Source organism: Aquimarina celericrescens (assembly GCF_042682765.1).
Lineage (GTDB): Bacteria > Bacteroidota > Bacteroidia > Flavobacteriales > Flavobacteriaceae > Aquimarina > Aquimarina celericrescens.
On the sequence record NZ_JBHUHY010000013.1, the window covers coordinates 114,201 to 139,018 of the forward strand.

The window sequence follows — 24,818 nt, forward strand, 5'->3', positions numbered from 1 at the left end:
TATCTTACTAAACCTAGTATTAATGCTAGTTGTCTTTTTATTATCTTGATTTCCACTGAAAAATTTTACATGTACTCCCTTTAGAATTCCAGGGACGAATTAGTTTGGTTGGTCCTCTAATGGACAGGTTTATACAATCACATTAACCTAGGTTTGTAAAAAAACAAATGATATAAAATAGAAACAGAGATGTCAAACAAAACAATAGCTCTGTAATTGATCTATATCATTTTTGTTGTCAGTATTTGTTTTCATATTCACCTTTTATTATACGGTAAAGGAATCTTATGCAGTATGCATCGAAACAATTTGAGCATAATTTAGTCAAGATAGGAACTATTTCTTGTTGGGGTGTTTTTTTATTGGGCATAATGTATATCATTACTACAGCCCTTGGTTTTCTTTCGCTCAAAACACCTCATGATCAAATTGATGATCCTTTCTTTACGATCATGGAATTGCTGATTCTGTTTATTGCCCCTTTAATGGCTGTAAGTGTAGTGACTGCTCATTTTTATAATTCTCCAGAAAATAGAATTTTTAGTATGATTGCAGTATTGTTCATATTTATCGCGATGGGTATTACCTCTTGTGTACATTTTGTGATCATTATCCTGGGGAGGTATGTTGAATTTACAAATCCTGAAACCTTTACTCTTTACTTTTCATTTACCTGGCCATCATTAGTTTATGTGTTAGATATTCTTGCATGGGATTGGTTTTTTGCTATTTCGCTTTTCTTCATTACACCTGTTTTTAACGGAAATCGACTGGAAAGAGTGGTAAGAATTCTACTTATCGTCAGTGGAATATTAAGTTTAGGAGGGTTAGTTGGAATTCCGTTAGAAAATATGCTTATCAGAAACATTGGGATTATTGGTTATGCCGTGGTAGCACCATTTGCCTTCTTGTTGATGGGAATAGTCTTCAGAAAAAAACTACTTACTGCTGATCTCCATAAACACAGAAACAGGTAGACCTTCACCTACCTGTTTCCTTCCGAAGAAATTAATTTTACCTATAGCTTCATTACCCTCAATATTCAATCGCTGGATATCCAACATCAGATAAATCCACTAAAAGATATAGTTGACTTCTTCGTTTCAGTTTTTGTAACATTGCTATCACAAAAACCTATTTTTTTAAGTATCAAAGATAGAAACAGAGATGTCGGATAGACATCCCTGTTTCCTAGAAGATATTAATAATACGATCAAACGCTTACAGCATTTCTAAAGAACACTTTATTGCTAAAGTGGTTAGAGTATACAAGGTCTAAAAATACCTTTAACACCTTCCAAGGTTTTTGCCACATTGCTATCACAAAAACCAGTTTTTTAATTAATACAAAGAATCATTTTTTAACTACACCTCTAAAGTAATCAATTGATAAAGTAAAAAACATGATAAATGTCAGTTTTCAGCTTTTTATATGTTAAAATTTAAAAACTAATCCAGACCTCTTTTACATGTAAGGCTTCATATCTTGTTTTCTTTTTTTGAGTTGTCGTTCCAGGTCACTAAGAGTTTCTTTAAACGCCATCTCATAGTTTTTCTCATTTGAGGTCGCATATATTTTTGGCCCCGGTACACTTAACTCTATATCACAAATCTTTCCTTTTCCTTTTGGATCATTTTCTTTTTTAAAGAACACATCAGATTTGATTACCCAGTCGTATTTTTTATAGAACTTATCTAGTTTTTCGTGTACATAGCTCTCCATCGTTTCACTCGTTGGCATTTGTACAAATTGAATGTTAGTTTTCATAGTATTACTTTTTTAAATTTTAATATTCATTTTAGTTCTCAAGCTTTTTTGCTATTTCTTTTCCAAAGTCATTTGCCATCTCAATGGCAATCTTTCGGTTTGATCTTTTTGTCTTAGATTCGTTATTGGGTTTTATTAGCCAAAAGGATTTCGATTCGATTAATATCGCTTGCTTCTCTATAATCAACTCCTCAAGCAAACGTTGCGATCTTATGGTAGCACCACTCCCCAGTGTGATAGCAACTACTTTGCTTCCTTTAAGGTGTTTATTACCCTTGATATAATTACGTATCGCTTTATCTGGCGCCCAATTGTAGGTATTAGCACACAAGACATACAAATCAAATGGCTGTTTAATTTTTGTTGCAGCTGCTACGGTTGCTATTTTAGATTCCCATCTACTCTCGGTAAGACCTTCGGCAAAGGCGATGCTTATTAATTCATCAAGGTTATAAATAGGATCAGGATCATATACAATAAGTGCTTTATAATCACCATCTTCTCCAATAAAAGCTATTTTTTCGGATCCTGTTTTTGACACCACAACAGAAAGTACTATCCATATAATTGCGGTCAAGACTAAAATTATTAGTAAGGTCACCATCATTCTTTTTGTTCTTTCCATCTGTCACCTATAAAATTTGGCATAGAAATACATCACGTACTCTAATTTGCTATTGCGGCCATATATGCTTCTACTTTATTAATATTTTCTATTCCTTTTAATAAGGCATCTGGATTAAATGAAATACTATCTATTCCGGCTTTGACCAAAAAAGCAGCATAGTCTTCAAAATCACTAGGTGCCTGCCCGCATAATCCGATCTTTTTATCTGCATAATTTGCCTTTTCTATTGCCAGCGCAATCATTTTTTTGGTTGCAGGATCATTTTCATCAAAAACTGAAGACATAATTTCTGAGTCCCTATCTATTCCTAAAGTAAGTTGTGTAAGGTCATTAGAACCTATAGAAAAACCGTCAAAAATCTTGGCAAATTCTTCTGCCATTAATACATTGCTGGGGATTTCAGACATTACATAAACCTCTAATCCATTCTCTCCTTGTCTCAGGCTATTTTGAGCCATGATATCGATTACTTTTCCCCCTTCTTCTACCGTTCTGCAAAATGGGATCATTACTTTTACGTTGGTCAATCCCATAATGTCCCGTACCTTTTTGATGGCTGCACATTCAAGTCTAAAACCATCCTTATATGCATCGCTATAGTATCTGGCTGCTCCTCTAAAGCCCAACATCGGATTTTCTTCTTTGGGTTCAAATTGTGCCCCTCCTATGAGATTTGCATATTCATTAGTTTTAAAATCACTCATTCGTACGATGACCTCTTTTGGATAAAAAGCGGCGGCCATAGTTGCAATTCCCTCTGCAAGCTTATCGATAAAATAATCTTCTTTATTAGTGTACCCCATAGTTAATGCCTCGATTTCCTTTTTAACCTCAGGGTTTTCTATTTCTTCAAATTTTACCAAGGCCATGGGATGTATTTTAATGGTATGTGTGATGATAAATTCCATTCTTAATAATCCGATGCCATCATTGGGATAGGAAGAGAAATAAAATGCTTTTTCTGGATCAGAAAGAATAAGTTTAACTTCGGTGCGAGGCATTTGGACACGGCTAAAATCTATTTCTTTTTCTGTAAACGCTAGTGCGCCATCATATACATAACCGGTTTTACCTTCTGCACATGAAACCGTAATGGTTTGCCCATCTTTGATTCCCCTTGTTGCACTGTTGGTTCCCACAATGGCAGGAACCCCTAGCTCTCTTGCTACAATGGCTGCATGACTCGTTCTTCCGCCACGATTTGTAATAATCGCTCCTGCTTTTTTAAGCAATGGATCCCAATCCGGACTGGTGACATCTGTAATAATGATATCTCCTTCTTGCAGTTTATAAGAGTCCTTGGGAGATTCAAGTATTTTTGCTGTTCCTTTGGTGATTTTAGAACCAATGGCATTCCCTACAGCTAATACCTTGCTTCGTTCTTTTAATGTATACTCAATATGTACATTTTTATCTTTGATATGGTGAACCGTCTCGGGTCTCGCCTGGGTAATAAAAAGATCTTCGGTAATTCCATCCTTGGCCCATTCGATATCCATTGGTTTTTGGTAGTGCTTCTCAATTTCTAATGCCCACTTGGCCAACACGGTAATTTCTTCATCTGATAATACAAACTGTTTCTGCTTTGAGGCTTCTGTATCTATATTTACAGTTGATGATTGCCCATCAATCTCTGAATAGATCATTGTTTTTTCTTTGTCACCTAATTTCTTTTGTACAATAGCATTTTTTTCTTGTATCAATGTGGGTTTGAACACATAAAATTCGTCTGGATTAATAGTCCCTTGCACTATATTTTCTCCTAATCCCCATACACCAGATATATGAATAATATTTTTGAAACCAGATTCAGGTTCTATAGTAAACCCTACTCCTGAGCATCCTTTATCAGAGCGTACCATTTTTTGTACCCCCACAGACAATGCTATTTCGTGATGTAAAAAACCTTTATCTTCTCGATATTTGATAGCACGGTTTGTATATAGCGAAGCAAAACATTTTTTTACAGCACTTAGTAGTGCCTTATCCCCTTTTATATTCAAAAAGGTATCGTGCTGACCAGCAAAACTAGCTTGAGGTAAATCTTCTGCAGTGGCACTACTTCTAACCGCCACTGCAATATCTTGCCCGGCACTCAAATCTTGATACGAATTAATAATGGCTTCTGAAAAAGCATCAGAAAAAGTTCCGCCAAGAATGAGTCGTCTTGCAATAGCACCAATTTCTTCAAGGTTTGAAAAATCTTTTCTATCCAAACCCATTAAGAGGTTCTCCAGTGGCTCTTTTAAACAATTTTCTTTCAGAAATAGCCAAAAAGCATTTGCTGTAGTTGCAAACCCATTTGGAATCCGAACTCCTTTGGAGGATAACTGATTATACATTTCACCTAGAGATGCATTCTTACCCCCAACCCATGGTATATCGTTTATGGTTATTTCTTCAAATTTTTTGATGAATGTATTCATCGCTTTATGTTTTACTAATTAATAGGGTACAAGTTCATATGCTGCATTCAACAAAAAAATTCCTGTTAAGAACAATACAATATACAGTACCTGAACCAACTTTATATTGATAAACTCTAACCACTTTGCGGTTCCTGCAGGAAAAATAAAAAGATTTAAGCCAATCCCCAACGCAACCCAGCCAATAGCAGTAACTATAAATTTCCAGTTGGGTTCCCACACATTATGAACAAGGATGTTAAGTAACCCAACAATAATGGCCACAAAAGAGGTAATGATTACAAATTTCTGATCCTTAAGATCTTCAAAAATTTGGCGAATCCTGGTTGGATTAAAACTTAATATGAAGAAGAAAATAATAAGGTACCAGCCCCAAAACTTTGCTAAAAAAATAGAAATATCCATATACCGATTGTTTTATAACCTATTCAAAAATAAGAGCTCTATCTGGTATTAAATATGATAAATGTCATTCCGAAAATCGTAGCTATGATAGACATTTGAATAAAAACAAAGCATATGATTAGGCTGGTCTTCTGGATACTTATTTTTGTCTTTTTTGTGTCATGCAATACTAATGAAGAAAAGATACTTCCTGCGGTTACAGATATTACAGAGTCTGTATATTCTTCGATTACCATTCAACCCGATAGCTTATACCAGGCATACGCTGCGGTTAATGGCATCCTGGACAAAAATCTTGTAGAAGAAGGTGATGTAGTCAAGAAAGAAGCTCCGATACTTCAAATTATTAATAGCAACCCCAAATTGAATACTGAAAATGCTAAACTATCTCTAGAACTTGCTAAAAAAAATTATAATGGCAGTGCGGCTATCCTAAGTAGCATTGAAGATGAAATTAAAGCAGCAACATTAACATTGACTAATGATTCTATAAACTACTGTCGCCAGAAAAATCTTTGGGATCAAAAGATTGGTTCTAAAGTAGAATATGACACCAAAAAACTGGCCTATGAGCTCTCGACAAACACTCTAAATCTTCTTAAAAATAAATACCAGCGTACCAAAGAAGAGCTTCAAACACAGCTCAAACAAGCCGAAAACAACTATAAGACCTCATTAATCACTACTGAAGACTTCACGGTGAACAGTAAGATCAACGGAAAAGTGTACGCATTATATAAAAATCCTGGTGAACTTGTAAATACTTTAGAGCCATTAGCTTCGTTAGGAAGTTCTACTGTATTTGTGATCGAAATGTTGGTTGATGAAGTTGATATTGTAAAAATTAAAAAAGGTCAAAAAGCAATTATTACACTGGATGCGTATAATGGAAAAGTTTTTACTGCTCAAGTAAGTAAGATCTATCCAAAAAAAGATGAACGCAATCAAACTTTTATGGTTGAGGCCTTATTTAACGAAGAGCCCGAAATTTTGTATCCTGGGTTATCTGGAGAAGCAAATATTATCATTGACCATAAAAAACAGGTACTAACTATCCCTAAACAGTTTCTAATTGATAATTCTAAAGTAAAGACTGAACAGGGAGTGATTGATATTATTGTTGGTTTGCAAAGTATGGATACAGTAGAAGTTATCTCTGGAATCACTGAAGAAACATGGATCTATAAACCCGAATAATGATCAACTGGAAAGTCATACTAAATATCGCCAAGACACATCTGCTTACCAAAATAAAGCAAACCGCTACAGCTGCTTTAGGAGTAACCTTTGGTATTGGTGCCTACATTACATTGGTTTGTTTTATGACAGGTCTTAATGCCATGTTGGATGATCTTATTCTAAATGTAACCCCGCATGTACATATTTTTAATGAGATAGAGCCTTCAAAAAAGCAACCAGTAGACCTGTACAGCGAACTTCAAAATACTTTTAACGTGGTTCACTCTGTAAAACCAAAGCAGAGTCAGAAAAGAATTCATAACGCATTGCCAATTATGAATTATTTAAATAAAGATCCAAAAGTAAGAGGAGCTATTCCTCAAATACAGGAACAGATATTTTATGTAGCGGGCTCGATCGAATTGGGGGGTAATTTAACTGGTATCAATGTTTTAAAAGAGGTTGCCCTCTTTAATTTTAGCGATTATATTGTAGAAGGAACTCCGCAAGCTTTACATAATAATGAGAATGGAATTCTTTTGGGTGCAGGTGTAGCCGAAAAAATGTCTTTAAAAGTAGGGGATCGGGTACAAATAAGTACTATTAAAGGAGATATCTTTCCATTAAAAATTGTTGGAATTTATCAGAGTGGAATTGCAGACATCGACAATATTCAGAGTTTTTCTAATGTAAAAACAGTACAGCGTATTTTGGGTGAGGCCGAAAATTATATTACTGATATTAATGTAAAATTACACAATATTGAATACGCAATTCCACTAGCACAAAAAATCGAACAACAATTCAATCTCAAAGCTACTGATATCAAAACTGCCAACGCTCAATTTGAAACAGGAACTACTATCAGAAACTTAATTACCTATTCTGTTTCGATCACTTTACTCATTGTAGCTGGTTTTGGAATCTATAACATTCTAAATATGCTGATCTATGAAAAGATGAACGATATTGCTATTTTGAAAGCAACAGGATTTTCTGGAAAAGATGTCCAACTTATCTTTATGAGTCAGGCAATGATTATTGGGGCAGTAGGTGGAGTTTTAGGGCTACTCATTGGTTTTGGCCTTTCTCATTTTATTGATAATCTACCCTTTGAAACTGAGGCACTCCCAACCATCACTACATATCCTATCAATCACAATCCCAATTTTTATATGATTGGAATTGTATTTGCTATGGTGTCCACATTTCTGGCCGGCTTTTTGCCCTCCAGAAAAGCAAAAAAGATTGATCCCGTTAAAATCATTAGAGGACAATAAACCATGGAAACAGTTCTGGAAGCAAAAAATATCAATAAGTACTTCAAAAAACCCGTATTATTTCATGTCCTAAAGGACATCAGTTTCAAAATAAAGCGTGGGGAGTTCTCTTCTATCATGGGAAAATCAGGTTGTGGTAAATCTACCTTGTTATATATCTTATCTACGATGGATACCGATTATGAAGGCGAATTGTACCTAAATAATGAACTTGTAACAGGCCAAGAGAGAGAGAAACTGTCTTACATTAGAAATAAACACATAGGGTTCGTATTTCAATTTCACTATTTATTATCGGAATTTTCGGTACTGGAAAACGTAATGCTTCCCGCTAAAAAATTGGCAGAAAAATCTTTAGCAGAAATTGAACATAACGCTATCGAAAAACTGAGGGTTTTAGAAATCGATCATCTGGCCAAAAAAAGAGCTTCCAGAATATCAGGTGGCGAAAAACAGCGAGTGGCTATTGCTCGGGCTTTGATAAACAATCCTTCTATTATTATGGGAGATGAACCTACGGGAAATCTGGACAGCTATAATTCTGATAACGTCTTTAATATCTTTAAACAACTTAGTGACGAACAAGGATTGTCACTTCTTGTGGTAACTCACGATATCGATTTTGCAGAAAAAACAGATCGCATTATCGAAATGGGAGATGGAAGAATACTTAAATAAAGAAGATGAAATGAAAATACCTATTAAAATGACACTTACAGCAATTGGAATTTTAATATTACTATTCTTGGTTATTATACTTTTCAACGTATCTTCCTTTAACAACACTATTAAAAAAGAAAAATCTCTTTTATTTGATTCGAAATCAATACCCGTTGAAAAGATCTCTGAAGCCGATCTCGAACACCTTCCAGAATTGATGAAGAATTATCTTATCAAAGCTCAAATCATTGGAAAATCTAAATATTGCAATGTTACTTTCTCGCAAAAAGGAACTATCAAAACTGATCCAAAAAAAGGATGGATCTCATTTACGGCAGTACAATATATGTCTTCAAAAAATCCTGGCTTTATTTGGAAAGCAAGAGCGCTACCTATGCTGATTCGGGATAAATACATAGATCAAAAAGGAGAGGTAAAGATAAGTCTGTTAGGTTTGAAAGATGTGGCGTCGTTGGGTCCAGAGGTAGATCAAAGCTCTTTGGGAAGATATTTTGGTGAGCTGATTTGGTTTCCGATAGGTTTCCTGGATCCTGATATTATCTGGAAGCAAATAGACACGACAAAAGTAAAAGGAACGATTACAAAAGGTGATCTGTCCTTAACCGGTTATTTTTATTTCGACGAGACCGGGATGATCAAATCTTTTAGTACCCAAAGATATAGAGATACCACGCTTGAAGATTTTATTGCTGAGGCTGGCGAATATCAAAATTATGACGGATTATTAATCCCCAATAAAATGACGGCAATCTGGAACCTAAAAGGAGAAAAATTTGAGTATTTTAAAGCTGATATAGTGAGTTGTGAACTCACTGAAACTATCCCTTGATTTTTTGTAAAAGGTTGATGTTATTTTAACTAGAATTAAGATCATTTTTTCGTATCTTCAGTAGCATCAATGAGTTTGTGTGATTCAACATCAAAAACCTCGAAGCAAGCTTATGAGGTATGCTTCAGAAAAAACATTTTGTTTTCAAGGCAAGCCTAGGGGAATTAAATCCTCTATGAGGGATTCAAACATTTAAATATCTTCGTTATGGATGCATCAAAAACCTTAATTACTCAGATTACCGAACTGACTACTCAAATAGAAACCAATTATCCTGAATTGTATAAATTCATTGATGAACAACCCATCACTGTTCCATCTAGTAATCACCCTAAGACCGATGAAAAAAATCTACTTGATTATTTAGAAAGTTTGAAAGAATTGTTACGGCATCATTTGGATACACATCATAAGAATTGATTTATCAATAATATAATAATATGGGAGAGATAGCAACATCCAATAGACAAATTACTTTGTTCTACAGCTCTAAATCTGTACGAGCCAAACAAACTTTGGCATATGCTAAGGCTGAGGGTTGGCCCATACAAGAGATTGATATCCTGAAAACACCGTTGACCGGAACTCAGATAGCAGAACTTGCAGATAGACTACAAATAGAAATCAAAGACCTGGTAAATCAAGATCATCCCGCATACAAATCACATTTCGAACCTCATGATTTTTCTTCTAATGACTGGATAAAAATGATACAACATCATCCAGAGATCATGAAACAGCCTATAGCTCTTAGAGGTAATATCACTATACTTGTTGAAACCCCTACAGATATTATCAAAATATAAAGCAAAAAATCCAAGCTACTATAAAATGGATTAATTAAATGGCTTTTTAGAGTTATGATACTGCAGATACCTCAACATCAAAAATTTTTATTCTTCCATTTCCTGTACGGTATAGACAAAGATTGTTTAAAGTATTTAGCTTAAGTGTATGTACTTCTAAACAAGTAAAATATTTAGTGTAAGTGTTTTATTCAACATAAACGACAGAAAAACCCTCGTGATAAATATCATTGTTGATACTATTTTTAGCATTTACTTTTAATTCACTGTAACCAGTTTCTAATATATGTTCATGAACAGATCTAATAAAAGAGATTTACCAAAATTGACCGAAGAATATTCATTCCTTGCAGGTCCTCGTTCCAGGTTTAGAGAATTATATTTTACTCTAAAAGTATTTTGGAATTTTGTTCGTGGATTTAGAACCATGCATTTTATAGGTCCTTGTGTAACGGTTTTTGGATCGGCAAGAACAGAATCTTCTGATCCCTTTTATCAAAAAGCTGAACAAATTGGTACGGCAATAGCAAAAATGGGATTTACGGTAATGACAGGTGGCGGACCGGGAATTATGGAAGCTGCCAATAAAGGTGCTTATATGGCTGGCGGATATTCTGTAGGATGCAAAATTATACTCCCAACGGAGCAGGAACCTAACCCATATTTACACAAATGGATCAACATTCCTTATTTTTTTATTCGTAAAGTTTTATTGGTAAAATACTCTTATGCTTTTATTGTTATGCCAGGGGGTTTTGGTACGATGGATGAATTTTTTGAATCTTTATTACTGGTTCAGACCAAAATGATCGAAGAGTTTCCTGTTATTTTATTTGGAAAAGAATATCACAAAGAACTTGTAGAACATATTGAACTAATGAAAACTAATGAAATGATTTCTGAAGGGGAGTTAAGTTCTCTATTCATTACCGATTCAGTTGAAGAAGTAGTTGAATATCTGGAAACATACTCAGTAAAAAAACATGGCTTGAAAAAGGTCTTTTTTAGAAGAAAATGGTGGTTATGGGAACAGAATCATACAAAAGACAAGTTCATAACAAAATAACTTTCACGCTTAAATTGGTATTTCATATATTAAAAATGTCTCTCAAAGAAATCAAACATAGGATCGTATAATTTTATTAATACGATCCTATGTTTTAATAGAATTAAAAGCGTTTAGAAACCCCCATATCAAATGAAATGTAATTCAACTTGGCATCTATCGTGGTAGCAGCTACCTCAATGTCTCTTGACAACGAACGATATCCTATCTGCGGTCGTAAACTCCAGTTTTTGCCCATGTCAATAGCCAGACCAGCACCTATTTCCCATCCTAATCCATGTCCTGAATCATCAATAATATCACCCGAATCATTTTCAATTTCTATATGGTTATAAATTCCCCCCGCACGTACAAGAAGAGAAAGAGAAGAATCACCTAATGGGTGAATAAATCGCAGTCCAAACGTATATCCCGTTTCTTCAAAATCTGCATCTTCACCTGCAAAAGAATTGACCGCTCTGAATCTATTATATCCCCAGCCAACATATGCTGCGGTATGTTCCATAAAATTATAACCGATGGTCGCTTCAAATCCAAAACCTACTTTGAGATCGGCATTATCAATATCTTTGGTTGCCAATTTTAGTCCGGGTCTAATTTCTACAGACCATTTTTCTTGTGCCAAAAGTGTTTGGCTTATCAATACTATTAAAAATGCAATACTTGATGTTTTTAAGTTTTTCATGATGTCGAATTGATTAATATTAGCATGATACAAATGTAAATCCAGTAGTTAATTTTGACTATGATAATTATCATCAAACCCTCTATAACCTGATGATATTATTCATTTATTTCGTGAAATATTTAACTTAAAAAAAGTAAATAAAGGAGTTGTTTTTAGAAAGGTAAACTCAACGTTTTTTGGGGATAGTATAACTTAAAATTTTTAAATGTTTAAGAAAGTACTAATTTAGTAATCGTGATAGCATAAGCTTTTAATTTTAGCCCTGGTTATTAATATCCAACCTTATTTTTTAAAGAAGGCACCTCCCATCGAATCATCTCTTTAAGAAACTCATCTACTTTTTCAACAATTAGTTTCTCGGTGATCATTTCTGGTGTGTATTGACCTAATTCTACGAGGTTATTTTCCTGGGGCGTATTATCAATCTCGGGAAACAACATAAAAACATAAATGTCTCCATTATAAGACTGTGAAAAAATGAGTGCCCCACCGGGTAGAAACTGATATGCAGGGATTAGATTGGTACAATCTATCATTTCTGGCGGAAAAGAATCAAATGTAATATTGACTGCTTCATTATTACGTATCCAGCTTAATTCTTGTACTTTCCAACCGATATCGAATTGTTCTACAATTCCTTGTAAGGTCTTTAGAAGTATATTTTTCGTTGTATTCTTCCAAAGTATTCGCTTATCAACAACTGTCTTTATAGAATTTCTGTAATCGGTTATCCGCTCTTCAAGATGTTCTATTTTCATGATTTAAAATTTTAAAACTGTTCTTCTTTTCTTTTCAAGAATAAATCGATTGCTAAAAAAAGCAGGTTTTTCATGACCGTTGGATTTAATTTTTACTTTCTTTGTTCTTTTCCTTTTCTAGCTTCTTAAAATATCCTCTAAAAAGGAAATTATGTCTTAACGCTTCCATATTCTGATTAAACCTCTGGGTTCCTTCTTTAATATTATTCATGGTAGAATCTATGTTTTTGACCAAAGCAGGGTCTTTAGCTAAATAGTTTAGAGCACCTTCTCCTTCCTTAATATCTTTTAATACTACATTTAAATTTTTACTCACTTCACTAATATCCATGCTGGATTGTTCGAGATTACCTAGTATGGTTTTCATCTTCTGTCCAGAAACACTATCACTTAGTAAAACCCCGGCTACACTCTCACTTTGATTGATCGAAGAAATGATCTCTTTAAGTTCTGTAATTGCTAGTGATGCTCCTGCACTTGCTTTACGTAATTCATACATAGTTCTTTTGAGATCATTAGCCATGATCGAATCGTTGATCAATAATCCAATAGTACCTTTACCCTCAATAATCTCGGTAGTTATCTTTAATAAATCTGCTGTTAATAAGGCTGCATTTTCATTAGTCACATTTAAGGTGGTCAACATATCATCTGTTCCTATCTTACTATACGACTGAATAGTATCTCCTGAAATCACAGGTGGTTTTTTGCTTTCCCGAGGGATAATGTTTACAATCATATTGCCTACTAATCCATCAGAACCTATAGTGGCAACCGCATCTTTTTTGATATGCTTTCCAATTTTTTCCTGAATAAGCATTTCAACAAGGATTTGGTTATCTCTTATCATTCGTATTTTACTTACTGTCCCTACATTGATCCCAGAGTATCGTACATTATTACCTAATTCAAGACCATTTACATTCTTAAATTGGGTAAATATTATGATATTACTTCCAAAAAGGTTCTGTCGATTTCCTATAGAATATAACGCCGCAATAAGTAACAATGTCCCCACTACAACAAAAACACCTAATTTTAATTTTTGTGAAGCCGTCTTTTTCATACTCATGATATTATGCTGTTCTAATGTTTAAAAAATGCCTGTACCTTAGGATCATTAGATATAGATAGTTCTTGGTAAGTACCCTCTACATAATTGATTCCGTCTACTAATAAAATGATCCGGTTAGAAATCACTCTGGCACAATCTACATCATGAGTAATAATCAATGATGAGGTACCATATTTTTTCTGAATGCTACGCATTAACTGAATAATTTCTTTGGCTGTGATTGGGTCCAGTCCTGTTGTTGGTTCATCATAAAGGATAATTTTAGGTTTCAGAATAAGTGCCCTGGCCAGGGCTACTCGCCGTTGCATCCCTCCAGATAGTTCTGCGGGCATTAGATCTATTGCATCTGCCAAACCTACATTTTCTAAAGCCTCAATTACCAGTGCTTCTGTATGTTCTGTCATGTTCAATTTTTCTTTATGCCTTCTTAACGGAAACTCCAGGTTTTCTCTCACAGTCATTGAATCATATAAAGCGCTTCCCTGAAACAAAAAACCAATTTCTGTTCGCAACAGATCCAATTCTGTTTGGCCCAAAACAGTAATATCCTGATCTTTTATTCTAATGCTACCACTATCGGCTTGCATTAGACCCACCAGACATTTGATCATCACCGATTTCCCAGAACCTGATTTACCCATTACTACCAGATTTTCTCCTTCAAATAGTTGTAGGCTGAAACCATTAAGTACGTGATTATCACCAAAACTTTTTTGTAAATTTTTGATTTCCAAAACAGGTACTATTTTTTTTTGAGTTTCCATTTTTCAAATTTCAAAAAATATATCAGCCAGAAATACTGCGATAAAATCAATAATAAATAACAACATCGAAGTATACACCACAGCAGAATTTGACGCTTCTCCAACCCCTGCCGTTCCTTTCTTGCAAAAATACCCTTTGTAGCAACCTACCAACCCGATAGCAAAGCCAAAAAAGAATGATTTTATAGTAGCAGGGATAATATCACTATATTCGATAGCATCAAAAACCTGATTAAAATATAATTGAAAGGATACTGCTCCCTTTAAGTTTTCGACAATAGCAGAACCAAATAATGCAATTGCATCACCAAACACAATCAAGATGGGTAGCATAAATGTAGTTGCTGTAATTCTGGTAACAACCAAGTATTTAAAAGGGTTTGTTCCCGAGACCTCCATGGCATCAATTTGTTCTGTAACTCGCATCGAGCCCAATTCTGCTCCAATCCCAGAACCAATACGCCCCGCGCAAATTAGTGCTGTAATTACAGGTCCTATTTCTCTTACAATAGAAATTCCTACCATAGAAGGCATCCATGACTCTGCACCAAACTCCATAAGAGTAGGTCTGGATTGCAACGTAAACACTAATCCTAATATAAAGCCTGTTACCCCTACTAACAGTAAAGAACGATTACCTATATGGTAGCATTGCCGAAGTAATTCCTGAAACTCAAAAGGTCTTGTGAGAACTTCTTTAAAGAAGCGTCCGGCAAAAAATGACAAATCGCCAATCTCTGTAAAAAAAGCTTTTGTTCTTTCTACTATGCGAAGGGATTGTGTCATAATTCATCTGCTTCTTACGTATTCAAATATAGAAGTAGCTTTTTCTAATAAAAATGACATAAATCAGGTATATAAACCACAAATACTGATATTTATCATTTTATAACAGAAGATATTTTGATATGTTTAGCTCTTAAAATTAAAATAATGAGAACATCTGTCACAATACAAAACTTAAAGTGTAGCGGTTGTGAAAGTACGATTGCAAAAAAACTTTATACACTTGAAGGAATCAAGAATATATCTGTAAATACCGAAAACTGTACTGTTTCATTCAGCTATGAGACTGAAGACGGTATTGAGACCGTACAAAAAGAGCTTTCAAGACTTGGTTACCCAATTGAAAGTGATAAAAATACCTTGGGAAGGAAAGCAAAATCATATGTAAGCTGTGCTATAGGAAGAATAAATAAATAGATATATATTTGGACTATAAAACAGTTTTGTAATGAAAGAAACAGCAAAAAAAGAAGCTTCTTCAAGTAAAGTGTATGGACTTGGATTTATTGGTGCTGTAATTTATTTTATAAGTCATGCTACCAGCTTTTGGATGGGAGTATTAGGCGTTCTTAAAGCAATAGTATGGCCTGCAATATTGGTATATGAAGTCCTCGATTATATTGGGGTTTCCTAGATAAAGTTCTAGACGCTTAAATTCAGATATTATACATTTATTACCACGCTTACAATCCCAATCCCTAAAATTAGAAACAATACGAATTTTCTGAATTGATCTTGGGATATTCTATTTAGGATTTTTTTACCTATCCAAGTTCCAAAAATGCCGACCACAATTAAAATAGGAATCAGGTATAAATCATGCTGATGTATATATCCGTTCAAAAAGTATACAATCGTTCGACTTAAATCTACCCCTAAGTCGATAACTGCAGAGGTAGCAATAAACTTATCCTTATTCATTTTAAAAGCTGCCATTGTAATTCCTCTTATCGCACCTCCGGTACCAAGAATTCCAGCGCTTAATCCTGATAATGACCCTCCAATAATTGCACTCTTCGTGTTTGAATTGACCCTGAGTTGTTTAAATATCAGAAATAATAAACTTAAACCTATTAAGAAAAAACCTAAAAAATAAGTTAGCAGCTTGGGATCGAGAAATTTACTAAAATATGCTCCTACAGATACAAATACGATAGCAGGTATGCCCAAAGTTAAAATGAGGTTTTTATCCAATCCCTTTTTAAAAAATGCAATTTTGGTAACATTACTAGATAAGTGAAAAAGGGCAGTGATCCCTAAAACGGACTGAAAATCAAGAAAAAAGTTAGCAATAGGAACAAAATATACAGAAGATCCAAAACCGCCCACCGTTCCCAATATTTCTGAAAGGATAGCAAGTATAACAAAAACAGGAAGATACTTGGATAGCATTTGATATTGAAATGATATATTCTCAAATGTAAGTGAATCTACTTCCTAATCTTATGATAAATATCAACTATATGATTTGAGATTTTATGAACAATAATCTAAAAACCAAAGATTCCTGGAACCCATAAACTTAATTCAGGTACATACGTTACAATCACCAAAACCACTATCATCACAATAAACAAAGGTAATAACGGCCGTATCACTTTTTGAATACTTAGATTTGCTACACCACAACCTACAAAAAGTACAGATCCAACTGGTGGTGTACATAAACCAATACACAAATTCATAATCATGATAATACCAAAATGAACAGGATCTATTCCTATATTTGACACGATAGGTAAAAAAATGGGAGTAAAAATTAAAACTGCAGGGGTCATATCCATAAAAACACCTACAAAAAGTAAAATTAGATTGATGATGATCATAATCACAATTGGATTATCGCTTATCGCTAGTAAGGCACTACTGATTTCTTGAGGAATATTTTCATAAGACATCACCCAGGACATGGCCACAGATGTTGCAATGAGCAACATCACAATTGCAGTAGTCTTTGTGGTTTCCAATAGAATGGTTGAAATATCTTTAGGTGTTATCTCTTTATAAACAAAAGCTAAAACAAATGTATAAATCACCGCAACTGCCGAAGCCTCGGTAGCCGTAAATATTCCTGCTACAATACCACCGATAACTATTACCAGGAGTAGTAAGCTGGGAAATGCATCCAAAAAACGCTTTATAAAAATTTTGAATCCGACCGTTTTTTCTGTAGGATATTTTTTTACGAAAGAATACAATCCTGCTACCATCATCAAAGCAATACCTATTAGAATGCCAGGAATATAACCTGCAAGAAATAGAGCTGCGATAGATACTCCTCCACTCGCCAAGGAATAAATAATTAAAATATTACTAGGCGGAATGATTAATCCTGTTGTGGCACTAGTGATGTTAACTGCAGCACTAAAAGATTTATCATATCCTTCCTTTTCCATCATAGGATTCATAAAACCTCCAATTGCCGAAGCTGCAGCCACTGCAGATCCCGAGATTGCTCCAAATAACATACAAGCAATAATGTTTACAAAAGCTAATCCTCCTGGTAAAGGTCCCACTATAGCTTTAGCAAATTCTATTAATCGATGAGCAATACCTCCTCGATTCATTATTTGTCCTGCAAGAATAAAAAAAGGAATAGCCAACAAAGCAAAACTATCTAAAGAGGTAGCCATACGCTGTGCCAAGGTGGTTACCGAAGGTAAAAATGGCATTGATATAATCAAAGTGAATAATGCTGAGAGCCCAATACTATAAGCAATAGGAACACGCAATGATAAAAAAATCAAAAAACTAGTGATTAAAATTATTACCTCGATATAGTTCATAAATCTTCTAATTTGAGTGCTTTACTCTTTTTAATAAAAATATCAATACTGTAATATACTATCAATAGCCCACTCACAGGTACTACCAAATAAATCAACGCTAACGGGATTTCTAAAGCAGCAGAATGTTGATCAAGTGTATAGGTTAACCAACAAAGTCTTAATCCGCCTATAACCATTACCAAAAAGGCAAAGATCCCTGTAGAAAATGTTACAATTCCCAAAAAAAAATTTGGAGATCTCTTAATTACTCTTGTAGGGATAAGATCTATGGCTAAATGTAATTCTTTTCCGGTAGCATATGCTGCTCCAAAAAGCCCTAACCATATCAACGAGAAACTTGCAATTTCGTCTGTCAAAGTACTTGGAGCACCCAGTAAATATCTTGAAATCACCTGCCAGATTACTGCAATAAGCATAATAGAGAAAATTGTTATCAGTAACATTTCGAGTATTTTATTTATAGTTGCTCGCATCATTGTATTGCCTTTATCTCTTTTATAAGACGCATAATTTCTTCGTTATTACTAAACATAGTTTTTATTTTTTTTGTTTTGATGATAAAAGGCTTCTTGTCAGGATAACTAACCTCAACCCCTGATTCTTTGATGGCATTTAAGGATATTTTTTCAGATTCTTCCCATACTCTTCTCTGAAAAACAGCCGACTCATTTGCAGCCTCTTGTAACCATTTTTGTTCTTGCTCGGACAATCTACCCCAACTTTCAGTGCCAATTAATAAAATATCAGGTACTGCAGTATGCTCATCAAAACTGTAGAATTTACATACCTCATAATGCTTTGAAGAATAAAAACTTGGTAAATTGTTCTCTGCACCATCTACAACACCTTGTTGCAAAGCGGTATATAACTCTCCCCAGGAGATTGGAGTTGGTGATCCACCTAATTGCTGTACCATTGATACCGCCATATTGCTTTTTTGAACTCTTATTTTTAATCCTTTTAGATCTTCTGGAGAATTAATCATCTTTTTCTTCGTGTAGAAACTCCTACTGCCAGCATCATAAAAAGATAATCCTCTAAGCCTAAAAGGTTCTCCTTTCAATAGAAATTTTTCTCCTACTTCACTATCATATACCAGATGACTATGGGATTTATCTCTAAATATATAAGGGATACTAAATATTTTATATTCTGAAACAAAATTCTCTAGTACTGCAGCAGAAACTTTTGTGATGTCCAAGCTTCCTATTTGTAATAGCTCCAAACACTCTCGTTCGCCACCAAGCTGCCCACTAGGATAAATTTCAACTTTTAACTTTCCTTGAGATTTATCCTCTAATCTTTCCCCCAAGTGCACCATAGCCTTATGAACTGGGTGCTTGGTATCCAGACCATGAGCTAATCGTAAAGTTTTAATATCGTTCTCTTTCTTACAAGAAAACAATAATAAAACTCCAAGAACACTAATCACTAATTTTAGATACATATTAATTGCGAAAACTTTTTATAATTTCGAGGGTTTCACTAATCACTTTGGATAGTTCAATGTAGTCTTTAGTCTCTATAAACTCTTTTTTGAACAGTTGTGAACCCATTCCAACACAACTGACCCCAGTCTCAAACCAATTCTTAAGATTTTCTTTGTTGGGAGAAACACCACCAGTAGGCATAATCTTAATCCCAGGAAGTACAGATTTAATAGCTTTAACAAAAGCAGGACCTAACATATTTCCTGGAAATGCTTTAATGAGCTCGGCCCCCAATTTGGTAGCACAATATACTTCAGTTACGGTACTGCAACCAGGGATCCATAATACATTTTTTTCATTGGCAAAATTTGCCAATTCTTTTACCAGTGCAGGTGAAACAATAAATTGAGCCCCTGCATCCAAAAAAATTTTAGCAGTTTTTGAATCAAAAATGGTACCTACTCCCAAGATTAAGTCTTCATATTTTTTTGAATATTTTGCTAGCTCTGTAAAAACCTCAATGGCATTATCTCCTCGATTGGTAAATTCAAATACTCGCACTCCTCCATCGTATGAAGCATTTATAATCTGTTTGGAGACATCAATATCGCTATGATTAAAAACTGGAATCATGCCTGTTTTTTCCATAATCTGAATGATATTTGTGATACTGTGTTTTTTCATCACCTTAACAATCTTCCTAAATTCTCTTCCTTAACTAATTGATTCACTTCATCAACGGTAACCAAATTGGCATCTCCCGGAATTGAATGTTTAAGTACTGAAGCTGCTAGAGCAAATTCTAAAGCCTCCTGTTTGTTTTTAAATAATAACCCGTAAATGAGTCCTGCCATAAATGCATCTCCACCACCTATACGATCAACCATATTCGACATTTCATATTCTTTTGATATGTATAACTGTCCTTTATCATATAGTAAAGCAGACAATTTGTTTTCTGATGCAGAAATAGATATTCGGCGTGTCACGGCTATAGTCTTAATTTCTGGAAACCTTTTATGAGTTTCGTTACAAGCTTCTTCAAAACTATCCTTTTTAATACCTATACAATTTTCAAAATCGGAAAGCCCTGCAATGATAACATCAGTATTCGCTATAAGCTCTGGCATAATATCCAAAGGACGTTTCCCATATTGCCAAAGATTTCTTCTATAGTTGATGTCACCACTAACTGTTATTCCTTTTTCTCTGGCTTTTTGAATAGCAGTCTTGCAGAGACTGGAGGCAGACTCAGAAATGGCAGGTGTGATTCCTGTCCAATGCAACCAGCTAGCATCTTCAAAAATAGCATCCCAATCAAAATCACTATCTTTCAATAGAGAGAAAGAAGACCCGAATCGATCATAAATAATTCGCGAAGAACGCTGCATACTGCCTTTTTCATGAAAATACACACCCATTCTTCCTTTTTCTAGAAAAGATATATATGAAGTATCTACACCATTCTTTTTTAAATAATTATAAGCAGCCCTCCCCAAATCATTATCTGGATAGGCAGTGATATGAACAGTCTCCTGGCCAAAATGAGATAGTGATATCGCTACATTAGCTTCTGCTCCTCCAAAATAAACATTGTAATGGTTTGCTTGTAAGAAACGTTGGTGATCGTTAGTTACCAAACGCATCATAACTTCTCCTATGGTTATTATTCGTTTTTTCATTGGAAACAGGGTTCTTATATTGCTACAATTTAATTTTTTTTAATCTTTTTTACGCTTGATTATACTTTTTTATGTAAATTGTGCAATCGATTGCGCAATATAATAATTTAAAATTAGAATGAACTATAAAATTTTGAAAATACATCCAAGAGACAATGTTTTTGTTGCGCTTAAGAATCTCAAAAAAGGAGAAAGGTTAGTTCATGAAAATAAAGAAATTTTAATTCTGGAAAATATACCTGCTAAACATAAATTCTCTAAAAACAATTTGCTGCCGGGCGATGGGATTATAATGTATGGCACTCTGGTTGGAAAAGCGAATACTACTATTACAAAAGGCTCGAGGCTTACCATTGCTAATGTAGCTCATCAAACTACATCCTTTTCAAAAAAAGAGATCATTTCTGATTGGGACGCACCTAATGTTAATAAGTGGAAAAGTAAGACTTTCATGGGGTATCATAGAAAAGACGGACAAGTTGGTACGGCCAACTACTGGCTTGTGATTCCTCTAGTTTTTTGTGAAAATAGAAATGTCGAAGTGATGAAATATGCCTTTCTTGAAGAACTCGGTTTTACCAAACCTAATCCGTACAAAAATTATGTACGTCAAATGGTAAATCTATATCAACAAGGCAAAGAGATAGACATTGAATATGCTAAAATCGCTAATCCCGAACTTGAAAATTCTTCACTCTTTGCACACGTAGACGGAATTAAATTTTTGACTCATACTGGAGGTTGTGGAGGCACAAGACAAGACTCTGAGATGTTATGTACGTTATTAGCTGGTTATGTCACTAATCCCAATGTTGCAGGAGCTACCATACTCAGTCTAGGATGTCAAAATGCCCAGATTTCTATTCTTGAAGAAAAACTACAAAATATTAATCCTGATTTCGGAAAACCAGTATACTATTTAGAACATCAAAAAGAAGGTACTGAGCAAAACATGATTACCAAAGCTATTCAAAAGACATTCACTGGTCTTGTTGAAGCAAATAAAACAGAACGTAAACCTGCCCCTTTAAGTAAATTAACTATCGGGTTAGAATGTGGTGGATCAGACGGATTTTCGGGCATATCTTCAAATCCTGCAGTTGGCCAAGTATCAGATCTTATCGTTGCCCTTGGAGGAAAAACAATATTAGCCGAGTTTCCCGAGCTTTGCGGAGTTGAACAAGAATTGATAAACAGATGTCAAAGCAATGCTATCTCCGACAAATTTATCAATCTTATGCAATCTTATGCTGCTTCTGCAGAAGCTGTAGATTCTGGCTTTGATATGAATCCAAGTCCCGGTAATATTAAAGATGGTCTTATAACAGATGCTATGAAAAGTGCAGGGGCTGCCAAGAAAGGAGGTACTTCGCCCGTGGTAGATGTCTTAGATTATGCAGAATACGCAAAGAAAAATGGTCTAAATCTCCTATGTACACCGGGTAATGATGTAGAAAGTACAACTGCACTAGCAGGGTCTGGGGCCAATATTATTCTTTTCACTACCGGTCTGGGCACTCCAACAGGTAATCCCATTACCCCTGTTATTAAGATTTCATCAAATACATCTTTAGCTAAACGGATGATAGATATCATTGATATAGATACCGGAGAAGTAATTACCGGACAAAAAACAATTAAACAAATGGGCGAAGATCTACTCGATTTCATTATCGAAATAGCTAGCGGGAGGAAAAAAACTAAAGCTCAGCAGTTGAATCAGGACGATTTTATACCATGGAAAAGAGGAGTTTCACTTTAAAAATTACTAAATGTCAGAATTGTTTTCAATAAAAGATAAGATTATTGTGATTAGTGGTGCTACTGGTATTTTAGGCACTGCCATATCCAAGTACTTGGCCCAGGAAGAAGCAATTATAGTTATTTTGGGAAGAACAGTTTCAAAAGTAGAAAAACTTGTTAAAGAGATTAAAAAAAACGGAGGCAATGCTTTTTCGGCAATTGCTGATGTCACTAATGAAACTCAACTAAAGATTGTAGAAAAACAGCTTGATCAAGAATTCGGAAAAATTGATATTTTAATAAATGCCGCAGGAGGAAATATGCCTGGTGCAGTAATAATGCCCAATCAAACAATTCTTGATTGCGATATTACTGAGCTCCAAAAGGTTATAGAATTGAATTATCTAGGAACCTTTTTACCCACCAAAACATTATTATCGCTTTTCCTGAATGAAAAAAAAGGTAGTATCATCAATTTATCATCAATGGCTGCAATAAGACCTTTAACTCGTGTGATGGGATATTCTTCTTCAAAAGCAGCGATTGACAATCTGACCCAATGGCTCGCAGTAGAATGTAATCAAAAATATGGAGAAGGTATTCGTGTAAATGCTGTTGCTCCCGGTTTTTTTCTCACAGAGCAAAACAAAAATCTATTGACTAATGAAGATGGAAGTCTTACTAAGCGAGGTCATAAAATAATAGAACATACTCCCATGGGGCGCTTTGGAGAGCCTAAAGAGCTATTTGGCGTTATACAATGGCTTTGTAGTGATGCCTCAAAATTTGTAACCGGAACTACTATCCCGATTGATGGAGGATTTAATGCCTATTCTGGAGTGTAAAAAAATAGATTCAAAATGAAGAGATTAGAACAAACTATGCGATGGTACGGACCTGATGATCCCGTAAGCTTATCCTACATCCAGCAGGCAGGTGCTACTGGAATTGTTACAGCGTTACATCACATCCCCAATGGACAAGTCTGGACCACATCTGAAATTAATATTAGAAAAAAAATAATAGAAAATAACGGACTTCATTGGTCAGTTGTAGAAAGTATCCCCATACACGAAAATATAAAAACAAGAAGTGGAAACTATAAAACGTATATTGAAAACTATAAAACAAGCATCAAAAATCTAGCTTCTCAAGGCATATATACCATATGCTACAATTTTATGCCGGTACTAGACTGGACTCGAACAAATCTAGAATTTGAACTTCCAAATGGTGCCAAGGCACTTAGGCTTGAGATACAAGCATTAGTCGCTTTTGATTGTTTCATTCTAAAGAGACCCAATGCGCAAACAGACTATACCAAAGAACAATTAGAAAAAGGGAAGATATATTATAAAAATCTTTCAAAAAAAGAGATAGATACCTTAACAAAAACTATAATAGCCGGGTTACCCGGTGCGGAAGAAGGATATAGTTTAAAACAATTTCAGCAAGCTTTAGATACTTATCAAAATATCAATGAATATACATTAGCAGAAAACCTCAAATTATTTTTGGATGAAATTATTCCAATAGCAGAAGAACAAGGAGTTTTTATGGCCATACATCCAGACGATCCACCTTTCCCCATATTTGGATTACCTAGAGTTGTAAGTACCTCGGCCAATGTAAAACGTATTCTTTCCCAAACATATAGCCCTTATAATGGAATCACATTCTGTACAGGTTCCTTTGGAGTAAGAGATGATAACAATTTACCTCAAATGATTCGAGAATTTGGAGATCATATCCATTTTATACATTTAAGAAGCATTAACCGTGACGCAGAAGGAAACTTTTATGAAGCTAACCACTTAGAAGGCAATGTCCCGATGTACGATGTGATGAAAGAATTGATTCGCTTACAACAAAAAAGAAAAAAATCGTTGCCAATGCGCCCCGATCATGGACATCAAATACTAGATGACTTACACAAAAAAACAAATCCAGGATATACTGCAATAGGCCGTTTAAAAGGATTGGCTGAGTTACGTGGACTAGAATTAGGAATTATAGCAGGAATGAACTAAAATTT

Annotated in this window: 28 protein-coding genes; 13 read left to right on the forward strand and 15 right to left on the reverse strand. The window is 34.7% G+C overall.

Features of this window, described 5'->3' with window-relative positions; all coding sequences use genetic code 11:
* Positions 1 to 287 precede the first annotated feature (287 nt).
* The gene (locus ACFSJT_RS12180; protein WP_378320551.1) at positions 288 to 977 is read left to right on the forward strand and encodes a hypothetical protein; all 690 of its coding nucleotides are present in this window, start codon (positions 288 to 290) and stop codon (positions 975 to 977) included.
* 488 nt (positions 978 to 1,465) lie between these two features.
* On the opposite strand, the gene hpf is transcribed toward ACFSJT_RS12180, so the two are convergent.
* Genes hpf through ACFSJT_RS12200 form a run of 4 tightly spaced genes read right to left on the reverse strand, consistent with a single transcriptional unit; the run spans position 1,466 to position 5,227 of the window.
* A complete protein-coding gene (gene hpf / locus ACFSJT_RS12185; RefSeq protein WP_378320552.1) occupies positions 1,466 to 1,768 on the reverse strand; it encodes a ribosome hibernation-promoting factor, HPF/YfiA family in 303 nt (100 codons plus the stop codon).
* A 31-nt stretch (positions 1,769 to 1,799) separates the two neighbouring features.
* Entirely contained in the window at positions 1,800 to 2,393 is a 594-nt protein-coding gene (locus ACFSJT_RS12190; protein ID WP_378320553.1) for a hypothetical protein, read from the reverse strand.
* 41 nt (positions 2,394 to 2,434) lie between these two features.
* Complete coding sequence (gene ppsA / locus ACFSJT_RS12195; RefSeq protein WP_378320554.1) at positions 2,435 to 4,822, reverse strand: phosphoenolpyruvate synthase; 2,388 nt, start codon at positions 4,820 to 4,822, stop codon at positions 2,435 to 2,437.
* A gap of 18 nt (positions 4,823 to 4,840) precedes the next feature.
* Positions 4,841 to 5,227, reverse strand: a complete 387-nt coding sequence (locus ACFSJT_RS12200; protein WP_378320555.1) for a hypothetical protein — start codon at positions 5,225 to 5,227, stop codon at positions 4,841 to 4,843.
* 114 nt (positions 5,228 to 5,341) lie between these two features.
* Here ACFSJT_RS12200 and ACFSJT_RS12205 point away from each other — a divergent pair, with 114 nt between their 5' ends.
* The 7 genes from ACFSJT_RS12205 (at position 5,342) to ACFSJT_RS12235 (ending at position 11,068) form a co-directional block, all read left to right on the forward strand.
* Complete coding sequence (locus tag ACFSJT_RS12205) at positions 5,342 to 6,424, forward strand: efflux RND transporter periplasmic adaptor subunit (RefSeq protein ID WP_378320556.1); 1,083 nt, start codon at positions 5,342 to 5,344, stop codon at positions 6,422 to 6,424.
* The gene (locus ACFSJT_RS12210; RefSeq protein ID WP_378320557.1) at positions 6,424 to 7,686 is read left to right on the forward strand and encodes an ABC transporter permease; all 1,263 of its coding nucleotides are present in this window, start codon (positions 6,424 to 6,426) and stop codon (positions 7,684 to 7,686) included. The genes ACFSJT_RS12205 and ACFSJT_RS12210 overlap by 1 nt, the downstream gene beginning before the upstream one ends.
* 3 nt (positions 7,687 to 7,689) lie before the next feature.
* Positions 7,690 to 8,364: an ABC transporter ATP-binding protein gene (locus ACFSJT_RS12215; protein WP_378320558.1), complete on the forward strand. Its 675-nt coding sequence runs from the start codon at positions 7,690 to 7,692 to the stop codon at positions 8,362 to 8,364.
* Positions 8,345 to 9,196 (forward strand): DUF6544 family protein, encoded by an 852-nt coding sequence (locus ACFSJT_RS12220; protein WP_378320559.1) that lies wholly within the window; start codon positions 8,345 to 8,347, stop codon positions 9,194 to 9,196. The genes ACFSJT_RS12215 and ACFSJT_RS12220 overlap by 20 nt, the downstream gene beginning before the upstream one ends.
* Positions 9,197 to 9,403: 207 nt before the next feature.
* Complete coding sequence (locus ACFSJT_RS12225; RefSeq protein WP_378320560.1) at positions 9,404 to 9,616, forward strand: hypothetical protein; 213 nt, start codon at positions 9,404 to 9,406, stop codon at positions 9,614 to 9,616.
* A 20-nt stretch (positions 9,617 to 9,636) separates the two neighbouring features.
* Positions 9,637 to 10,002 (forward strand): arsenate reductase family protein, encoded by a 366-nt coding sequence (locus ACFSJT_RS12230; protein ID WP_378320562.1) that lies wholly within the window; start codon positions 9,637 to 9,639, stop codon positions 10,000 to 10,002.
* A gap of 292 nt (positions 10,003 to 10,294) precedes the next feature.
* Positions 10,295 to 11,068, forward strand: a complete 774-nt coding sequence (locus ACFSJT_RS12235) for an LOG family protein (protein WP_378320563.1) — start codon at positions 10,295 to 10,297, stop codon at positions 11,066 to 11,068.
* 103 nt (positions 11,069 to 11,171) lie between these two features.
* On the opposite strand, the gene ACFSJT_RS12240 is transcribed toward ACFSJT_RS12235, so the two are convergent.
* The 5 genes from ACFSJT_RS12240 to ACFSJT_RS12260 form a co-directional block, all read right to left on the reverse strand.
* Positions 11,172 to 11,753 carry an outer membrane beta-barrel protein gene (locus tag ACFSJT_RS12240; protein WP_378320564.1) on the reverse strand — a complete coding sequence of 194 codons (582 nt, stop codon included), beginning with the start codon at positions 11,751 to 11,753 and terminating at the stop codon, positions 11,172 to 11,174.
* Between the two features lie 272 nt (positions 11,754 to 12,025).
* Entirely contained in the window at positions 12,026 to 12,514 is a 489-nt protein-coding gene (locus tag ACFSJT_RS12245) for a hypothetical protein (protein WP_378320565.1), read from the reverse strand.
* An 85-nt stretch (positions 12,515 to 12,599) separates the two neighbouring features.
* On the reverse strand, positions 12,600 to 13,580 hold the full coding sequence (locus ACFSJT_RS12250) for an MlaD family protein (RefSeq protein ID WP_378320566.1): 981 nt from the start codon (positions 13,578 to 13,580) through the stop codon (positions 12,600 to 12,602).
* Positions 13,581 to 13,600: 20 nt separating this feature from the next.
* Positions 13,601 to 14,353: an ABC transporter ATP-binding protein gene (locus ACFSJT_RS12255; RefSeq protein ID WP_378320567.1), complete on the reverse strand. Its 753-nt coding sequence runs from the start codon at positions 14,351 to 14,353 to the stop codon at positions 13,601 to 13,603.
* A 3-nt stretch (positions 14,354 to 14,356) separates the two neighbouring features.
* Positions 14,357 to 15,139 (reverse strand): MlaE family ABC transporter permease, encoded by a 783-nt coding sequence (locus tag ACFSJT_RS12260; protein WP_378320568.1) that lies wholly within the window; start codon positions 15,137 to 15,139, stop codon positions 14,357 to 14,359.
* 147 nt (positions 15,140 to 15,286) lie between these two features.
* Between ACFSJT_RS12260 and ACFSJT_RS12265 the strand changes: the two genes are divergently transcribed.
* The gene (locus ACFSJT_RS12265) at positions 15,287 to 15,556 is read left to right on the forward strand and encodes a heavy-metal-associated domain-containing protein (protein WP_378320569.1); all 270 of its coding nucleotides are present in this window, start codon (positions 15,287 to 15,289) and stop codon (positions 15,554 to 15,556) included.
* Between the two features lie 31 nt (positions 15,557 to 15,587).
* The gene (locus ACFSJT_RS12270) at positions 15,588 to 15,773 is read left to right on the forward strand and encodes a hypothetical protein (protein WP_378320570.1); all 186 of its coding nucleotides are present in this window, start codon (positions 15,588 to 15,590) and stop codon (positions 15,771 to 15,773) included.
* Between the two features lie 29 nt (positions 15,774 to 15,802).
* Here ACFSJT_RS12270 and ACFSJT_RS12275 read toward each other — a convergent pair whose 3' ends face one another.
* From ACFSJT_RS12275 to ACFSJT_RS12300, 6 genes are all read right to left on the reverse strand, one after another.
* A complete protein-coding gene (locus ACFSJT_RS12275; RefSeq protein WP_378320571.1) occupies positions 15,803 to 16,531 on the reverse strand; it encodes a sulfite exporter TauE/SafE family protein in 729 nt (242 codons plus the stop codon).
* Positions 16,532 to 16,629: 98 nt separating this feature from the next.
* Positions 16,630 to 17,925, reverse strand: a complete 1,296-nt coding sequence (locus ACFSJT_RS12280) for a TRAP transporter large permease (RefSeq protein ID WP_378320572.1) — start codon at positions 17,923 to 17,925, stop codon at positions 16,630 to 16,632.
* Complete coding sequence (locus ACFSJT_RS12285) at positions 17,922 to 18,371, reverse strand: TRAP transporter small permease (protein ID WP_378320573.1); 450 nt, start codon at positions 18,369 to 18,371, stop codon at positions 17,922 to 17,924. The genes ACFSJT_RS12280 and ACFSJT_RS12285 overlap by 4 nt, the downstream gene beginning before the upstream one ends.
* Positions 18,372 to 18,400: 29 nt before the next feature.
* The gene (locus tag ACFSJT_RS12290) at positions 18,401 to 19,375 is read right to left on the reverse strand and encodes a TRAP transporter substrate-binding protein (protein WP_378320574.1); all 975 of its coding nucleotides are present in this window, start codon (positions 19,373 to 19,375) and stop codon (positions 18,401 to 18,403) included.
* 1 nt (position 19,376) lies between these two features.
* Entirely contained in the window at positions 19,377 to 20,042 is a 666-nt protein-coding gene (locus ACFSJT_RS12295; protein WP_378320575.1) for a bifunctional 4-hydroxy-2-oxoglutarate aldolase/2-dehydro-3-deoxy-phosphogluconate aldolase, read from the reverse strand.
* Positions 20,042 to 21,040: a PfkB family carbohydrate kinase gene (locus ACFSJT_RS12300; protein ID WP_378320576.1), complete on the reverse strand. Its 999-nt coding sequence runs from the start codon at positions 21,038 to 21,040 to the stop codon at positions 20,042 to 20,044. The genes ACFSJT_RS12295 and ACFSJT_RS12300 overlap by 1 nt, the downstream gene beginning before the upstream one ends.
* A gap of 118 nt (positions 21,041 to 21,158) precedes the next feature.
* Between ACFSJT_RS12300 and ACFSJT_RS12305 the strand changes: the two genes are divergently transcribed.
* The 3 genes from ACFSJT_RS12305 to uxuA are packed head-to-tail and all read left to right on the forward strand — an operon-like array spanning position 21,159 to position 24,813.
* On the forward strand, positions 21,159 to 22,802 hold the full coding sequence (locus tag ACFSJT_RS12305) for a UxaA family hydrolase (protein WP_378320577.1): 1,644 nt from the start codon (positions 21,159 to 21,161) through the stop codon (positions 22,800 to 22,802).
* A gap of 10 nt (positions 22,803 to 22,812) precedes the next feature.
* Positions 22,813 to 23,628: an SDR family oxidoreductase gene (locus ACFSJT_RS12310; RefSeq protein WP_378320578.1), complete on the forward strand. Its 816-nt coding sequence runs from the start codon at positions 22,813 to 22,815 to the stop codon at positions 23,626 to 23,628.
* Between the two features lie 15 nt (positions 23,629 to 23,643).
* Positions 23,644 to 24,813, forward strand: coding sequence for a mannonate dehydratase (gene uxuA / locus ACFSJT_RS12315; protein ID WP_378320579.1), 1,170 nt, complete (start codon positions 23,644 to 23,646; stop codon positions 24,811 to 24,813).
* The last annotated feature ends 5 nt before the right edge of the window (positions 24,814 to 24,818 follow it).

Coding starts and splice junctions, on each gene's coding strand:
- ACFSJT_RS12180 (WP_378320551.1), top strand. CDS start 288: ATGCAGTATGCATCGAAACAATTTGAGCATAATTTAGTCAAGATAGGA.
- hpf (WP_378320552.1), bottom strand. CDS start 1,768: ATGAAAACTAACATTCAATTTGTACAAATGCCAACGAGTGAAACGATG.
- ACFSJT_RS12190 (WP_378320553.1), bottom strand. CDS start 2,393: ATGGAAAGAACAAAAAGAATGATGGTGACCTTACTAATAATTTTAGTC.
- ppsA (WP_378320554.1), bottom strand. CDS start 4,822: ATGAATACATTCATCAAAAAATTTGAAGAAATAACCATAAACGATATA.
- ACFSJT_RS12200 (WP_378320555.1), bottom strand. CDS start 5,227: ATGGATATTTCTATTTTTTTAGCAAAGTTTTGGGGCTGGTACCTTATT.
- ACFSJT_RS12205 (WP_378320556.1), top strand. CDS start 5,342: ATGATTAGGCTGGTCTTCTGGATACTTATTTTTGTCTTTTTTGTGTCA.
- ACFSJT_RS12210 (WP_378320557.1), top strand. CDS start 6,424: ATGATCAACTGGAAAGTCATACTAAATATCGCCAAGACACATCTGCTT.
- ACFSJT_RS12215 (WP_378320558.1), top strand. CDS start 7,690: ATGGAAACAGTTCTGGAAGCAAAAAATATCAATAAGTACTTCAAAAAA.
- ACFSJT_RS12220 (WP_378320559.1), top strand. CDS start 8,345: ATGGAAGAATACTTAAATAAAGAAGATGAAATGAAAATACCTATTAAA.
- ACFSJT_RS12225 (WP_378320560.1), top strand. CDS start 9,404: ATGGATGCATCAAAAACCTTAATTACTCAGATTACCGAACTGACTACT.
- ACFSJT_RS12230 (WP_378320562.1), top strand. CDS start 9,637: ATGGGAGAGATAGCAACATCCAATAGACAAATTACTTTGTTCTACAGC.
- ACFSJT_RS12235 (WP_378320563.1), top strand. CDS start 10,295: ATGAACAGATCTAATAAAAGAGATTTACCAAAATTGACCGAAGAATAT.
- ACFSJT_RS12240 (WP_378320564.1), bottom strand. CDS start 11,753: ATGAAAAACTTAAAAACATCAAGTATTGCATTTTTAATAGTATTGATA.
- ACFSJT_RS12245 (WP_378320565.1), bottom strand. CDS start 12,514: ATGAAAATAGAACATCTTGAAGAGCGGATAACCGATTACAGAAATTCT.
- ACFSJT_RS12250 (WP_378320566.1), bottom strand. CDS start 13,580: ATGAAAAAGACGGCTTCACAAAAATTAAAATTAGGTGTTTTTGTTGTA.
- ACFSJT_RS12255 (WP_378320567.1), bottom strand. CDS start 14,353: ATGGAAACTCAAAAAAAAATAGTACCTGTTTTGGAAATCAAAAATTTA.
- ACFSJT_RS12260 (WP_378320568.1), bottom strand. CDS start 15,139: ATGACACAATCCCTTCGCATAGTAGAAAGAACAAAAGCTTTTTTTACA.
- ACFSJT_RS12265 (WP_378320569.1), top strand. CDS start 15,287: ATGAGAACATCTGTCACAATACAAAACTTAAAGTGTAGCGGTTGTGAA.
- ACFSJT_RS12270 (WP_378320570.1), top strand. CDS start 15,588: ATGAAAGAAACAGCAAAAAAAGAAGCTTCTTCAAGTAAAGTGTATGGA.
- ACFSJT_RS12275 (WP_378320571.1), bottom strand. CDS start 16,531: ATGCTATCCAAGTATCTTCCTGTTTTTGTTATACTTGCTATCCTTTCA.
- ACFSJT_RS12280 (WP_378320572.1), bottom strand. CDS start 17,925: ATGAACTATATCGAGGTAATAATTTTAATCACTAGTTTTTTGATTTTT.
- ACFSJT_RS12285 (WP_378320573.1), bottom strand. CDS start 18,371: ATGTTACTGATAACAATTTTCTCTATTATGCTTATTGCAGTAATCTGG.
- ACFSJT_RS12290 (WP_378320574.1), bottom strand. CDS start 19,375: ATGTATCTAAAATTAGTGATTAGTGTTCTTGGAGTTTTATTATTGTTT.
- ACFSJT_RS12295 (WP_378320575.1), bottom strand. CDS start 20,042: ATGAAAAAACACAGTATCACAAATATCATTCAGATTATGGAAAAAACA.
- ACFSJT_RS12300 (WP_378320576.1), bottom strand. CDS start 21,040: ATGAAAAAACGAATAATAACCATAGGAGAAGTTATGATGCGTTTGGTA.
- ACFSJT_RS12305 (WP_378320577.1), top strand. CDS start 21,159: ATGAACTATAAAATTTTGAAAATACATCCAAGAGACAATGTTTTTGTT.
- ACFSJT_RS12310 (WP_378320578.1), top strand. CDS start 22,813: ATGTCAGAATTGTTTTCAATAAAAGATAAGATTATTGTGATTAGTGGT.
- uxuA (WP_378320579.1), top strand. CDS start 23,644: ATGAAGAGATTAGAACAAACTATGCGATGGTACGGACCTGATGATCCC.